Genomic DNA, 13462 nt, shown 5'->3' on the forward strand with positions numbered 1-13462 from the left:
GCTGATCTGGCCTCTTCGCGAGCAGGCTCGCTCCCACGGGAAACCTCATTCCTGTGTGGGAGCGAGCCTGCTCGCGAAGGCCGCGCCTCGATCTAGAGCGAATTCCACAACGAATCAAAATCCTCCTCGCCCCCGCCATTGTGCGCAGGATCCAGCGAGCGATAGGCGAACTGGTTGAAACTGTGCGTACTCGCCACCCGCCGATCCAGCCCGGCGCGGTGTTCCTCGCCCTGAGTGTTGATCAACACCTTGTTGCCTTCCTGAAACGGCAGACGCGGCGCGAGTAAGGTGGCCGGCACATCGATCGCACTGATTTCCGGCAGCAGCAAGCCGCGCAAATAATGGCTGTGATCGTCTTTCGTTCGCACGAGTTGCAGACCGCACGGCTGTGCGTGTGGCGCGACCAGTTCAATGCCCATCTGCGTGCCGCGGCCCCGCACCTGGCGGATCCAGCGAATCACCGCAATGCTCCAGCCTTTGCTCTCGCTGTCCTGAATGCCGAGCATTTCCCCGGCCTGCAATTCGGCCGGCACCTCGCTCGGCCAGGCCAGGCAATAGCCGCCGGGGCTGTGGTTGATCACCGGCAAGGCGTAAGTCGGATAGTTCGGTGCGTTGCCGGGGCCATCGTCCTCGCTCAACTGGTCGTACTGGATTTCCTCGTACGGCAACAGCTCATCGTTGCCTTGCGGCGCAGCGTCGAACGCTTGACTCCAGCTGTCTTTTTCACCTTGAGCGACCACGCTGCTGAAATTCGCCGCGCGGGCACCGGGATGTTTGAGCAACTCGCTGAAGGTGCGCTCGCCGCCGAGGTAGAAGTGCAGGGCGCTCATGCCGACACACACAGTCAATGAGCCTTGGCCGGCGATACGCTGAAAGCTGCGTTCCGCAGCCTGGCCCCAAGTGGCGTGGAGATGTTGCAGGGTATCGAGGCTGAGACCGGCGGAGACAGGCAAAGGTGTCGAGGTCGGCTGGTGCTGCAAGTGCGTTTCGAGCTGTCTGACCAGTGGCTGCGGATCGAAGCCCAGCAGCCCGCTCTGTTGTTCGCTGCGAAACATCTTGCGGTAGCGCGGGCCGACATCGAGTTCCGGACTGACCGCAAACAAGCCGTCGTCGGTGCTGCCGGGATGCAGCTTGAGCAGAGCGCTCCACGGCTCGATCACCTCCGCTAGCCGGGCGATCTGGCTCTGGCGCAATTGATTGCAACGGGCGCTGCCCAATAGCAGAGCGGCGATGTAGGTTTGCTCGACGCTCAGTTGGCTGGTCAGGTAAGCCAGATCATCGCGCAGCCGCCGTTGCTGCAGCTGTAGTTCAGAAGCGCTGCGATACAGTTGATGCAGTTCGAACCACACATGCTCGGGTGGAGAACTGTACAACTGCGTCGCACGCACCAGTTGCGCCTTCAGCGCGTGCGCGGCACGTTGCAAAGCGGTGCTGACCAATGTCGCCCGATCCTTGCTGTATTTGGGCAGGATACGCAGGGCGATCTGTTTATAGCCGATGGCCAACTGGCCTTGCAGGGCCTGACACAGGTTGCTGACTTTGCGCGAACGCTCGTCGAGCATGATCGCCTGATGCAGAAAGTGCCGTTCCAGATGCTGGCAGACGAAATACACCTCGGGCCGCAGCAGTTCCAAGAGTTGCAGGCGATTGTCGCTAGGAGTGAGCAACAGGTTCAGTTCGCCGAGGCCTTGATAGAGCAGGCGGGCGGTTTCGCCGATGTTGGCCTTGGGCAGGCCGGCGATCCAGCGCTTGAGGTCGCGCGGGCTGGCGTCGCAGAACGACAGGCGCGTTTGCGTGGGAGTCGGAGCGCGCAGCTTGGGAGAAAAGTTGGTCTGGCTCATGAGCAAAACCATAGCAGCAAATGCCGCGGTTTGCGGAAGCAGCCTTGGCTGCTTCCGCGAACAGGGTCACGCTTTTGGCAGTGCCAGACCCTGGCCCATCTGCACTGGCGAACCGGCCACCAGCTCTTCGGCCCACTTCACCTGATCCGGGCCAAACAGCACGATCGCCGTTGAACCGAGCTTGAAGCGCCCCAGTTCCGCGCCTTTTTCCAGATGAATCGGTGCGCGTGCGGCTTCGTCGTAGCGGAAGGTTTTCAGCTCGCGCTTTGGTGGTGTGACCAGACCGGCCCACACGGTTTCGATCGACGCGACAATCATCGCGCCAACCAGCACCACGGCCATCGGCCCGCGTTCTGTATCGAAGATGCACGCCACACGCTCGTTGCGGGCGAACAGCTCGGGAACGTTTTCGGCGGTGGTCTGGTTCACCGAGAAAATCCGCCCCGGGATGTAGACCATTTCGCGCAGGGTGCCGGCCAGCGGCATGTGCACGCGGTGGTAGTCCTTCGGCGACAGATAAATGGTGGCGAAGTCGCCGCCCATGAACGGCGCCGCGTTGGCCGCATCACCGCCGAGCAATTCGAGCACGCTGAAGCTGTGGCCCTTGGCCTGGAACACGCGACCGTGCTCGATCGGGCCGAGCTGGCTGACCGCACCGTCGGCCGGGCTGAGGATCGCGCCCGGGGTTTCGTCCAGTGGGCGTGCGCCATCTTTCAGGGCGCGCGTGAAGAACGCGTTGAAGTGCTCGTAAGCGGTGAGGTCTTCGACCAGCGCTTGCGACATGTCCACTTGATAACGCTTGGCAAACCATTGGGTGAAGGCATTCTTGAACCAGCGCACGCGGCATTCGGCGATGCAGCCGGCCAGGCGCGACAGCAGGTGATGCGGCAGCAGGTACTGACTGAGGATAAACAGACGCTCTTTCATTAGTTGTCCTTAAAACCTTGAATCTCGACAGGCGTGTCAGGGTGGTTGCCCCATTCGCCCCATGAACCGGCGTAGCCCTTGACCCGCGGATAACCGAGGGCTTTGGCCACCAGATAAGTGAAGCCCGACCGGTGATGGGTCTGGCAGTGGGTAATGATTTCCTTGTCCTTGGTGATCCCAAGGTTTTCGAGGATCTGCGGCATGTCGCTGCGGATGCGCAACTGACGCGCCGGGTCCATGCCCGCGGTCCATTCGAAATTGACCGCGCCGGGGATGTGTCCGCCCTTGGCTGCGAGGACTTTCTCGCCGGAATATTCCAGCGGCCCACGCGCGTCCCAGATCGCCAGATCGGCCGCGCCGAGACGGCTTTGCAGGTATTCGCGGGTGGCGGTCGGTTCGTCGTGCAGGGTCAGCGAGACCGGGCCGCCGACTACGGGTGGTACCTGGATCGACATCGGCATTCCGTCTGCCAGCCAGGCCGGCAGGCCACCATCTATATAGTGGTACTTGTCATGGCCGATGACATCGAGCAGCCAGATGAAGCGTCCGGCCCAGCCGCCGCCCTCATCGTCATACACGACGTAGACCGCGTCTTTGCGATGGCCGAGCTCGCCGAACAGCGCTTGCAGATCGGCTTTCGCCGGCATCAAACCCGGCGCCGGTGGCTGGCCGAGCTGGGTGCGTTTCGGGTCGACAAAACGTGCGCCGGGCAAGTGACCTTCGGCATACCGGGCAGGGCTGGTCAGGTCCACCAGGATCAGTTCCGGGGACTCCAGACGCGGCAGCAGGTCGCTCGGCTCGATGACCAGCGGCAAGCCAGAGAAGTCAGACATGTGAGGTCTCCAGAGCACAAAGGGGAGGATTGTAGCGCAGGCTCATTGGCCACGGCTGCTAAAGCTGTGCAGGGCTTTTTCGATGCACTGCGCGGTTTTGCCGAAGGCTTGTACGGTGATGTCGGCGAACGGCCCGCCGCCCTGATCGGCAACGACGATCATGATCACCCGGCCGTTATTCACCAGTGAGCGTAGGAATAAGTGCTCCCCGCGAAACAGCGTGCGCAGGCTCGCCGGTAACAAGGCCGAGAATTGCGCGTTGTTCTCCGGCGAGATCCGCACCTGCGCCTGCTGAGCGAGCAGGCGTTGCAGGACTTTGCTCTGGCTGACGGCAAAACTCAGCGCCGCCGCATCCTTCGGCAAACCGGCGGTCTGGTGCACGCGCAGGGTCGTGTGTGTGCGGTCGGCCATCAAAATCATCACCCGGCGCATGCCGCTGGCCACCAGTGCCTCGCGGGCGGCGACGGTCAGGCTCATGGCATTGGTGAAGCGGCTGGGCTCGGCGAGCAGTTCGGCGCATTGCCGACGCCACTGGCTCAGATCATCCGCATTCGGCGCTGCGGCCGGGAGCATGCCGGCCGGCAAGCGACGAGTGCCCCACGGCCAAATCAGTGAAACCGCCGGGTGCCACAGATCGGGCATTGCATGCTGACGCGCGCTGTTCGCCGCTTGCTGGTGCAACTGTTGCTGCACTTCGTCCATGGAAATCTGCAGATACAGGCTGGTCAGGTACTGCCAGCGCTTGCTGTGCAGACTGTCCCAGGCCTGTTGCGCCGACAGCGCCAGGCCGTTGGCGAGCAGCACGGTATTCGCCGGCTGGTTGAGCCAGCGGCGTAGCGTCGGGTCGTCGTCGAGACGATTCTGCTGGCGCAGCGGGTGTTCGCTGTCGCGGGCGATGCGCAGCACTTTGACCAGTTCGCGTTGTTCACTGAGCAGCAATTTGTAGCCTTGCTCGACCCAGATCGGCAGATGCCAGGCCTGGACCAGTGCCTCGGAAATCTTCAACAGGCGCACGCCGAACAATTGCTTTTCGACCACACGCGCCGACTCGCCCTTGTGGATCACCCGCAGTTCCCACTCTTCGAGCAACTGCGGATAGGTCAGTGCCAACGGCCACAGCGGCGACAAAACAGCAAGCTGCCCCAGTGGATGTCCTGCCACAGCCGCGCCAGGCGACTGGCGAAAAACCGTTGGCCTGTTGTGTCGCGTGTTGGCTGATCAGCTGCAATTGGCGCAAGGCCTTGGGAATCTGCCGGTGCGGTTCGGCGGGCAGGCGCGCGAGCAATTCTTCGGTGCGCGCCAGGCCCAGGCGATTGATTGCCACCTCGAGATTTTCCGCTGGCGCGGCCATGGTGCCGTGAGTGTGACGATTCGCCTCGCGGATGATGCTCAAGGCCAGCGCCGGGCTGTCCTGCATCAGATCGGCGATGTCGCGCAGCGAGCTGCGGTTGTCGCGGATCGCTCGGCAGACTTTGTCGTGAGCCTCTTGTGGTACGGGCAGGAGGACGCTGTCGAGCAGCTTGACCCAGCCGTCGAGGGTGGTCGGTTTTGCGTGTGGGACGTTCGTTTCATTAGCCATGTCTGGACGAGATCTTCACTGACTGTAGACGCGCCCGGCATGGGCTAAATTGGCTTTTCGCCTGAACTGGCTATAGTCTGGCGCAGTTTTGCCGATAAGTAGAAGAAGAGATTTTTTAACTTCCGAATATGACCTTGAACCCGACTTAAACAAGTACCTTCTACCTATGGCTAAAATTATCGGCATCATCGTCGTATTCGCGAGCGTGCTCGGCGGATACGTGCTCTCCCACGGCAAGATTGCCGCCCTGATCCAGCCTTTCGAGGTGATGATCATCGGCGGTGCGGCCCTCGGCGCCTTCCTCCAGGCCAACCCCGGTTACATGACGATGCACGTGCTCAAGAAATCCCTGAGCATGTTCGGTTCGCGCTTCACCCATACCTTCTACCTGGAGGTGCTCGGGCTGATCTACGAGATCCTCAACAAGAGCCGCCGCGAAGGCATGATGGCGATCGAAGGCGACATCGAAGATGCCGCCGCGAGCCCGATCTTCGCCAAGTACCCGGCCGTGCTCAAGGATGAACGCATGACCGCGTTCGTCTGTGATTACTTGCGCATCATGTCTTCCGGCAACATGGCTCCGCACGAACTCGAAGGCCTGTTCGACATGGAGCTGTACAGCCTCAAGGAAGACCTCGAGCACCCATCGCACGCCGTCAACGGCATCGCCGACGGCATGCCCGGTTTCGGTATCGTCGCGGCGGTACTCGGGATCGTGGTGACCATGGCCTCGCTGGGCGAGGGTGACCAGGCGTCGATCGGTCTGCACGTGGGTGCGGCACTGGTCGGTACCTTCTTCGGTATTCTCGCAGCGTACGGTTTCTTCGGTCCGCTGGCGCATTCCCTGGCCCACGATGCCAAGGAAGAGCTCAACGTCTACGAAGCCATCAAGGCCTCGCTGGTGGCTTCGGCGTCCGGCATGCCGCCGTCGCTGGCGGTCGAGTTCGGGCGCAAGGTTCTATATCCGGCGCACCGTCCAAGCTTCGCCGAGCTGGAACAAGCGGTTCGCGGTCGCTAAGTCATGGAAAATAATCAGCCGATCATCGTCAAGCGCGTCAAGCGCATTGCCGCCGGGCACCACGGCGGGGCGTGGAAAATCGCCTTCGCCGACTTTGCCACGGCGATGATGGCGTTCTTCCTGGTGCTGTGGCTGCTGTCCACCGCCACGCCGGAACAGAAGATCGCCATCGCCGGTTATTTCAAGGACCCGGTCGGCTTCTCCGAAAGCGGCACGCCGTACATCATCGATCTGGGTGGTACACCGACCCTGGCGCCGGAAAACACTCTCAACCCTGAAGTGAAGTCGCAGCCGCAACCGGACAAGGTCACGGTCGACACCGAACAGGTTGAAGGCATGGCCGAGCAGGTCGAGAAGGAGCGTCTCGAACTGCTGCTGCAAGAACTGCAGAACAAGGTCGACGAAAATCCGCAACTGCAGAAATTCAAGGATCAGATCCTTTTCGAAATTACCCCGAACGGCCTGCGCATCCAGATCATGGATGCCGAGAACCGGCCGATGTTCGACTCCGGTTCCGCACGCCTGAAACCGTACTTCGAAGACATCCTGCTGGCCATGGCCGACACCATCAAAGCGGTGCCGAACAAGATCAGCATCAGCGGTCACACCGACGCCAAGCCGTACATCGGCACTGGCGATTACGGCAACTGGGAGCTGTCGGCCAACCGTGCCAACGCGGCTCGCCGTGCTCTGGTCGCGGGCAGCTATCCGGATGCGCAGGTCGCGCGGGTGGTCGGTTATGCCTCGTCGGCGTTGTTCGATCGGGAAAACCCGTTCAACCCGGTTAACCGCCGGATCGACATTGTCGTGCTGACCAAGAAAGCCCAGGCTGCCATAGAAGGTGCGCAGGGTCCTGAGGCGGCGAAACCGGCAGATCAGGGTCAGAACGGTGCTGCTCCGGCAGCCCCGGTTGATCCGAATGCGTTGCCGGCGGACAAACAGCCGGTGCCAGCGCATGAGTTGCGCGAGCGCTTGAATCTGTTTGACGATGCGGCGCCGAAACCGGCTGAGCCGGGGAGTGCAGCACCAGCGCCTGCGCCGAAGCAGTAAGTGAAAAAAGCCGACAGTGATGTCGGCTTTTTTGTGGCTATCGGTTCATGCCCCTGACCATTTTCTTAGCGTTGCTAAAATAATCGGGGACAGGCCGGCACAGTCTCAGAATCCCCGACGAATCCGGTTCTTCAACTGTTCATGAAACATCTCCGCATCGCGCTTGTAAGCCCCTTTCACCGAGTCGCTGAACGAGTCCAGCGTGATCGAGCGCTGGTTCGACACCTCATCCCGATAGGCATCGATGAAGAAATCCAGGTCGCTGGCCGTGCTCAGCTTCGGCCACTTGTCCAGATAGATCGGCAATTGCGCCGGCCCGGTCTTGAAGGTGCAGATCCGCCGATTGCTGATCGTCGCCTCGCCAATTTCGAACGGCACCCACCACGACAGTGCAGTCTTCTCCGATACCACCGCCAGCAGATGCGTGCATTCGGTGATGTTGCGAGTGATGACCCCGGTGATGTCGTCGGTGGTCTGTGATTCCGGATCCAGCACGTCGAGATAGGTCCTGATCTTCGCTTGGCTCAGGCGGGTGTTGATGGCGATCGCATGGGCGCGATCCATGTGGCGGTAGCTGATAAAGACTGGCATCAGAAATGTCCTTTGAGGGCGAGTTCGCGGTAATAGGCGCCGAGTGCCGTGAGGCGGCAGCCGGTGGAGTTGAGGGCGGCGTAGTACATGTGCTCGGCGTCGACCGGCTCGATCAGGCTGTGACGATTGCACTTCTGCAACTGGGCGAAGATCTCGCCGTGCTTGGGTGCGAATGCCTTCTCGGTGGGTTCGTAGCTGGGGTCGAGCGGGAAGACCGATTCGGCTTCGGCAAACCAGTCCGGCAATTTGCGCAGGATTTCCTTGGGGATCAGCGGCGAGACTTCGCGCAGGGAAATGAACTGCGACACATTGGTCTTGAACACCGGGCGCTGTTCCCACGGGCCGAGGGCGTTGTCGACGAAGGAGTACAGGCTGCCGGGGGTGATTTTGCCGAGGATATTCGCCGCGCCGCCATGCAGCGCTTGCAGGAGCAGGCCGGTGAACACGCCATGCTGCGCGACCTCCAGCGCCGGCTCGGCTTTTTTACACGCCGTGAGAATGGTCATGCCTTCGCCGACCATGCTGCTCTCGCTGCGCAAGGCGCGCACCTCGCCGGCCGAGCCGCTCTGGCAGCAGTCGAGGATGATCACTTTGTTTTTGATCCGCGTGGCTTTGTCCGCCCAATTGAGTATGTCGCTGATGCGGATGCCGTCCTTGGCGTTGCGGTAATCCTGTGGGATCAGCATGCCTTCGTCGGTGTCGGCATCGAATTCACCATGGCCGGCGAAATACAGCAGAGCCACGTTGCAGTCGCCGGAAAACAATTCGCGGATCTGGTCTTCGAGCTTTTCTCGGCTCAGGTAATCCTCGGCAGAGGTGAGCAGGACATTTTTGAAGTTGGGGTCGCCATTGGCGTGGGTCTTGAGCACCGAGGCCATGGCCATGGCGTCGTTGCAGCAGCCGTTCAGCCCGGAAATATGGGCGTAGTCGTTGATGCCGATAAACAGTGCCTTGCGCATGGTTACACCGCCGTGGGCAGGCGGATCGTGCCGAAGTCGGTGCAGCAAGACGAATGGATGAAGAACAAAACGCAGGTTTGCATGGCTTTCCTCGAGGATCGCTGTGAGCGAAGGAGGAAACGAATGTAGGCAGCTGGCGCGGGCCTACAAGGTCTGCGCGGCAAAACAGAAATGCCCTGCAAGCAGGCGCGCAAAAGCCTACAGACGAGGCTGATGTTTAAGGGGGAGGGCGTGAGTCAGATGCAGTCCGACAATCGGCAGCCCATCGTGCAGGGCTGCCGGCGTGGCTGTTTAATAGCCGTTTTCAGGCAGGCTGGCGATGATCGAGCGATAGCTGTTCATGCGTTGCTGCTGGATGCGCCCGTCTTCCAGCGCCTTGAGCAGGGCGCAACCCGGTTCGCGGTCGTGCTTGCAGTCGCGGAAACGGCAAGTGCCGAGCAGGTCGTCGAACTCGATGAAACCGGCTTCGACGTCGGCGCGGCTGACGTGGCCCAGACCGAATTCGCGGATGCCCGGGGAATCGATCAGTTCACCGCCTCCGGGGAAATGGAACAGCCGCGCAGTGGTGGTGGTGTGCGTGCCCTGACCGGACAGCTCGGACAACGGCCCGACACGGGTTTCGACTTCCGGCAACAAGCTGTTGACCAGCGACGACTTGCCAACGCCGGACTGGCCGACGAATACGCTGATGCGCCCGTCGAGCTGCTTTTGCAACTGCTCCATGCCGTCGCCGTGGTGCGCCGAGACTTCCAGCACCGGATAACCCAGCGTGCGGTACACCGCCAGCAACGCGTTCAGTGCCGGGGCGTTCTGCTCATCGATCAGGTCGAATTTGTTCAGCAGCAGCAGAGGGCGGATGCCAGCGTGTTCAGCGGCGACCAGATAGCGGTCGATCAGGTTGGCGTGCGGCTCGGGCAGCGGCGCGAAGACGATGACGATCATGTCGACGTTGGCGGCAACCGGCTTGAGCTGGCCACGGCTGTCGGGACGGCACAGTTCGGTGCTGCGCGGCAGTTGCGCGACGATTACGCCAATGCCTTGGTTGCCGGCGCGCCAGACCACTTTGTCGCCGGTGACCAGCGCCGGCAGGTTGGCGCGCAAGTGGCAGCGGAACACTTGACCGGCGAGTTCGCCGTCAACAGCTTCGACTTCTACCTGCACACCGAAGTGGGCGATCACCAGGCCGTGCTGCTCAGGGCCGAGGTCGCCGCCCTCGAGGGCTTCGACCGCCGAGGACTCGCGTTTGGCGGCGCGTGCGGCGCGCTCGCCCTGAATCTTTTCGATGCGCCAGTTTTGACGACGATTGAGTTGGCGTTTGGCCATGGGTGTTCCGTCTGAAGAATGCAGCGATTAGGTAAAACGGCCGCGAGTTTAGCACGCCCGGCTACCGGCCTAGGCTAAACTGCGCAGCATTGCCTAGGAGCCCGAATATGCAAAACCCGCAGAACCTGATCTGGATCGACCTGGAAATGACCGGTCTGGACCCGGACAACGACGTCATCATCGAAATGGCCACCATCGTCACTGACAGTGAGCTGAATACATTGGCCGAGGGCCCGGTGATCGCCATCCATCAAAGCGACGAAGTACTCGCGCGCATGGACGAGTGGAATACCCGCACCCACGGCAATTCCGGCCTGACCCAGCGTGTTCGTGACAGCCGCATCAGCATGGCCGAAGCCGAGGGGCAAACCATCGCCTTCCTCGAGAAGTGGGTGCCGAAGGGCAAATCGCCGATCTGCGGCAACAGCATCTGCCAGGACCGTCGCTTCCTTTATACCCACATGAAGGCACTGGAAAGCTACTTCCACTATCGCAACCTCGACGTCTCCACGCTCAAAGAGCTGGCCGCGCGCTGGGCGCCGGATGTGCGTGACAGCTTCAAGAAGGGCAGCACCCACCTGGCGCTGGATGACATCCGCGAATCGATTGCCGAGCTGCAGCACTACCGCAAGCACTTCATCAAGTTCTGAGGCTGCGGCATCCGGCCTCGACGCCTTCGCGAGCAGGCTCGCTCCCACATTGGAGTGCAATCTATGTGGGAGCGAGCCTGCTCGCGAAGGCCACGCCCTCTTTGGTGCTGCACCGAAGTGGCTAGACTGCGCGCCTTCCTGCCTGGACTGCCATCATGTTGCTGATGCTCTATCTGATCGCCATCACCGCCGAAGCCATGACTGGCGCGCTGTCCGCAGGACGACGCGGCATGGATTGGTTTGGCGTGGTGCTGATCGCCTGCATCACCGCGCTCGGTGGCGGTTCAGTGCGCGACGTGCTGCTCGGGCACTACCCGCTGACCTGGGTCAAACACCCGGAGTATCTGGTGCTGACGTCGGTGGCGGCGATGTTCACCGTGTTCACCGCACGCTGGATGCGCCACTTGCGCTCGCTGTTTCTGGTACTCGACGCGGTGGGGCTGGTGGCATTCACCTTGATTGGCTGCATGACTGCGCTGGAAATGGGTCACGGCATGCTGGTGGCGTCGGTCAGCGGTGTGATCACTGGCGTCTTCGGTGGCATCTTGCGTGATATCTTCTGCAATGACATTCCGCTGATCTTCCGGCGCGAACTCTACGCCAGCGTCTCGTTTGCCGCAGCGTGGTGTTACATGCTATGCCTGTATCTGAACGTGCCGGGTGAGCAAGCGATTCTGATTACTCTGTTTGGCGGATTTCTGTTACGTCTTTTGGCCATTCGCTTTCATTGGGAAATGCCGAAGTTTATTTATAACGACGAGCACTGATTCCACTGGATGTCAGCAAGTTTTTGGCTTTAAGCAATGTGCACGTAAATGTATGTTTCTTACATTTTTGCTTTTTGCTTCCTTGGGTTTGCATGTTATTCATTCAGCGACATCAGCTCTGATGTCAATTTCTGAAGTTACATGAAGACAAAAGGATTGCACCATGGATGAAATCACGGAAGAAACACAGGTTCAGCTAACTACCGTCGGGGCTTTTGAAAGCCTTACATTGCTGAAAGTTAAATTTGATGCTATTGAAAGTACGCGCAGCAAAGAACTGTTCGGCAATGGCCGTATGCAGGTAAAAGTGCAAGTGCTTGTGGCGGGTGCCGATGCCGATGGTAATGCGGTTGCTGTGCCGGCCGAGGTAATGGACAGCATTAAACTTATTCATTACAGCAACGGCCAGGCGTTGGGCAATGGCTGGGATGCCAGTACCGAGCAAGGCCAATTCACCCTGCAGTCGCACCACACCGCCAGTACCGCACTCGCCACCGATGACGACGACTCCGTACATCCGCAGGTAAGAACCTTCTGGGTATCTTCGGCCGGTGCTGGAGAAACCCAGGTTGCCGCGCGTGTGACGGTGAATCAGCAAGTCATTCGCAGTAACGGCACGACGCTTTCCAGTGTCCACGACAGCAGCGTGACCCTGATTGCGAAGGAACCTGTTGCCTATTCCATCGACAGTTTCCGCTGGTACTCGGTCAGGCGCGGGAACGAAGAGCCGGGCAACCGCATCTGGAATTATTATCTGGGGCTTTATCCGCAAGGTGGACAGCAAGTCAAACTGGTGGACTGGATTTCGGAAGGCGGCCGGAGCAGCCGCTTGTTTGCCAACGGTAACAAGCTGCGCGAGCCCTCAACCAATCATCTTCAAGGTATCTTCGTCCTTCCCGAACAGAAGACGCAGGAAGTGTGGTTGCCATACGACGGCTACCCGCTCTCCGATGTACTCAGTTTCGGCGCGCAAGGCTGGTTATTTTTATCAACCAAGAAGAAACGCTATTCGGTCAAGGTCAGTGACAGAGATGGGGAGTTGACCATAGTCCAGGCGATCTCCGGGTATTCCACTATTGAGCCAGCCAGCAGGGACGCTGAAGTATTTCACTTTCAGGCCATCGATCAATATGGCACTGAGCATAAACTTGCCATTCGTACGGATTTTGCAGAGCGCCATTTTTATTTGGAGCGTGGATAACCTCAGTGCGACAAACTTGAGCTGTTACAAGCGGTAGATATATATGCCGCTGCAGGAGGTGCAAGTCTGTAAGCTGTAACTTCGGCAATCTCTTGATTGATTGCAGTTTCGTACTTTACAGACAAGCGTTTGTTGGCTCCGCGGTGCTGCGGAGTCAACACACCACCACTCAAGGATGAGCATTAATGGTTGGCAAACCACCCCGCAAACCTGCAACCGGTCTTTCGAAAAAACCGGATCTCGACGCTGACGGCTTGCGACGGCCGCTGGACAGCGAAACAAGCCTGTCACCCCTGCCGCACCTTACCGAGCCACGACTTGCGGCGATGAGGCCGGAACCTGCGATTGTTGAATCGGTTAATCCCGAACAGGTGATCAGTGTCAGTCTGATGAATTCCGTCGCGGATGAAGTGATTCATGCCGCAGCAGGGCAGGCGCTATCGGGTTTCCGGGTACTGGCAACGACAAGTTTGATGAAGAGCGGCTCTCGGGGCGTCTGGATATTCAAGGGGCGCGAATATGTCGCTATTGCCGAAGGCCAGTTTGTCCAGGTCGTCACCGATCCGGGCAGCGGCCTGTTCAGGGCAACAAACCTCGCGAACGCGAGCCCTCCGGTCCATGGCTGATACCGGGCGACGAAGGTCAGTTCTGGCGCCCGCTCAATAGCGAGAGCGTAATTTTTGCTGATCCGGTCTCAGAGCAGACTGCGCAGCTTTTTCGCCG

12 protein-coding genes and 1 pseudogene are annotated in these 13462 nt (G+C 60.1%); 6 read left to right on the plus strand and 7 right to left on the minus strand.

All coding sequences use genetic code 11. The features are described 5' to 3' along the window. Positions 1-92: 92 nt before the first annotated feature. The 4 genes and pseudogenes from LJU32_07090 to LJU32_07105 all read right to left on the minus strand — a co-directional run bounded on the left by LJU32_07090 (position 93) and on the right by LJU32_07105 (position 5180). Positions 93-1841, minus strand: a complete 1749-nt coding sequence (locus tag LJU32_07090; GenBank protein WKV90029.1) for a molecular chaperone — start codon at positions 1839-1841, stop codon at positions 93-95. A 66-nt stretch (positions 1842-1907) separates the two neighbouring features. Beyond that, positions 1908-2768, minus strand: a complete 861-nt coding sequence (gene asd / locus LJU32_07095; protein WKV90030.1) for an archaetidylserine decarboxylase — start codon at positions 2766-2768, stop codon at positions 1908-1910. Further along, positions 2768-3601, minus strand: a complete 834-nt coding sequence (gene rhdA / locus LJU32_07100; protein ID WKV90031.1) for a thiosulfate sulfurtransferase — start codon at positions 3599-3601, stop codon at positions 2768-2770. Before rhdA ends, asd begins: the two co-directional genes overlap by 1 nt. A gap of 42 nt (positions 3602-3643) precedes the next feature. Then, a pseudogene (locus LJU32_07105) lies at positions 3644-5180 on the minus strand (HDOD domain-containing protein). Between the two features lie 166 nt (positions 5181-5346). On the opposite strand from LJU32_07105, the gene motA reads away from it, so the two are divergent. Both motA and motB read left to right on the plus strand, forming a co-directional pair. After that, entirely contained in the window at positions 5347-6198 is an 852-nt protein-coding gene (gene motA / locus LJU32_07110) for a flagellar motor stator protein MotA (GenBank protein ID WKV90032.1), read from the plus strand. A gap of 3 nt (positions 6199-6201) precedes the next feature. Further along, positions 6202-7248 carry a flagellar motor protein MotB gene (motB, locus tag LJU32_07115; protein WKV90033.1) on the plus strand — a complete coding sequence of 349 codons (1047 nt, stop codon included), beginning with the start codon at positions 6202-6204 and terminating at the stop codon, positions 7246-7248. Between the two features lie 105 nt (positions 7249-7353). Here the strand turns inward: motB and LJU32_07120 are convergent, their stop codons facing one another. The 3 genes from LJU32_07120 to rsgA all read right to left on the minus strand — a co-directional run bounded on the left by LJU32_07120 (position 7354) and on the right by rsgA (position 10121). After that, a complete protein-coding gene (locus LJU32_07120) occupies positions 7354-7839 on the minus strand; it encodes a toll/interleukin-1 receptor domain-containing protein (protein ID WKV90034.1) in 486 nt (161 codons plus the stop codon). Further along, complete coding sequence (locus LJU32_07125; GenBank protein ID WKV90035.1) at positions 7839-8798, minus strand: caspase family protein; 960 nt, start codon at positions 8796-8798, stop codon at positions 7839-7841. The genes LJU32_07120 and LJU32_07125 overlap by 1 nt, the downstream gene beginning before the upstream one ends. Positions 8799-9089: 291 nt before the next feature. Further along, the gene (gene rsgA, locus LJU32_07130; GenBank protein ID WKV90036.1) at positions 9090-10121 is read right to left on the minus strand and encodes a small ribosomal subunit biogenesis GTPase RsgA; all 1032 of its coding nucleotides are present in this window, start codon (positions 10119-10121) and stop codon (positions 9090-9092) included. Positions 10122-10228: 107 nt separating this feature from the next. Between rsgA and orn the strand changes: the two genes are divergently transcribed. The 4 genes from orn (at position 10229) to LJU32_07150 (ending at position 13365) form a co-directional block, all read left to right on the plus strand. Then, the gene (gene orn, locus LJU32_07135; GenBank protein ID WKV90037.1) at positions 10229-10771 is read left to right on the plus strand and encodes an oligoribonuclease; all 543 of its coding nucleotides are present in this window, start codon (positions 10229-10231) and stop codon (positions 10769-10771) included. Between the two features lie 152 nt (positions 10772-10923). Next, complete coding sequence (locus LJU32_07140) at positions 10924-11538, plus strand: trimeric intracellular cation channel family protein (protein ID WKV91054.1); 615 nt, start codon at positions 10924-10926, stop codon at positions 11536-11538. Positions 11539-11701: 163 nt separating this feature from the next. Next, positions 11702-12739: a hypothetical protein gene (locus LJU32_07145; protein WKV90038.1), complete on the plus strand. Its 1038-nt coding sequence runs from the start codon at positions 11702-11704 to the stop codon at positions 12737-12739. A gap of 185 nt (positions 12740-12924) precedes the next feature. After that, entirely contained in the window at positions 12925-13365 is a 441-nt protein-coding gene (locus LJU32_07150; GenBank protein WKV90039.1) for a hypothetical protein, read from the plus strand. Positions 13366-13462 lie beyond the last annotated feature (97 nt).

It is taken from the genome of Pseudomonas sp. B21_DOA, from assembly GCA_030544685.1.
GTDB lineage: Bacteria > Pseudomonadota > Gammaproteobacteria > Pseudomonadales > Pseudomonadaceae > Aquipseudomonas > Aquipseudomonas fluorescens_AO.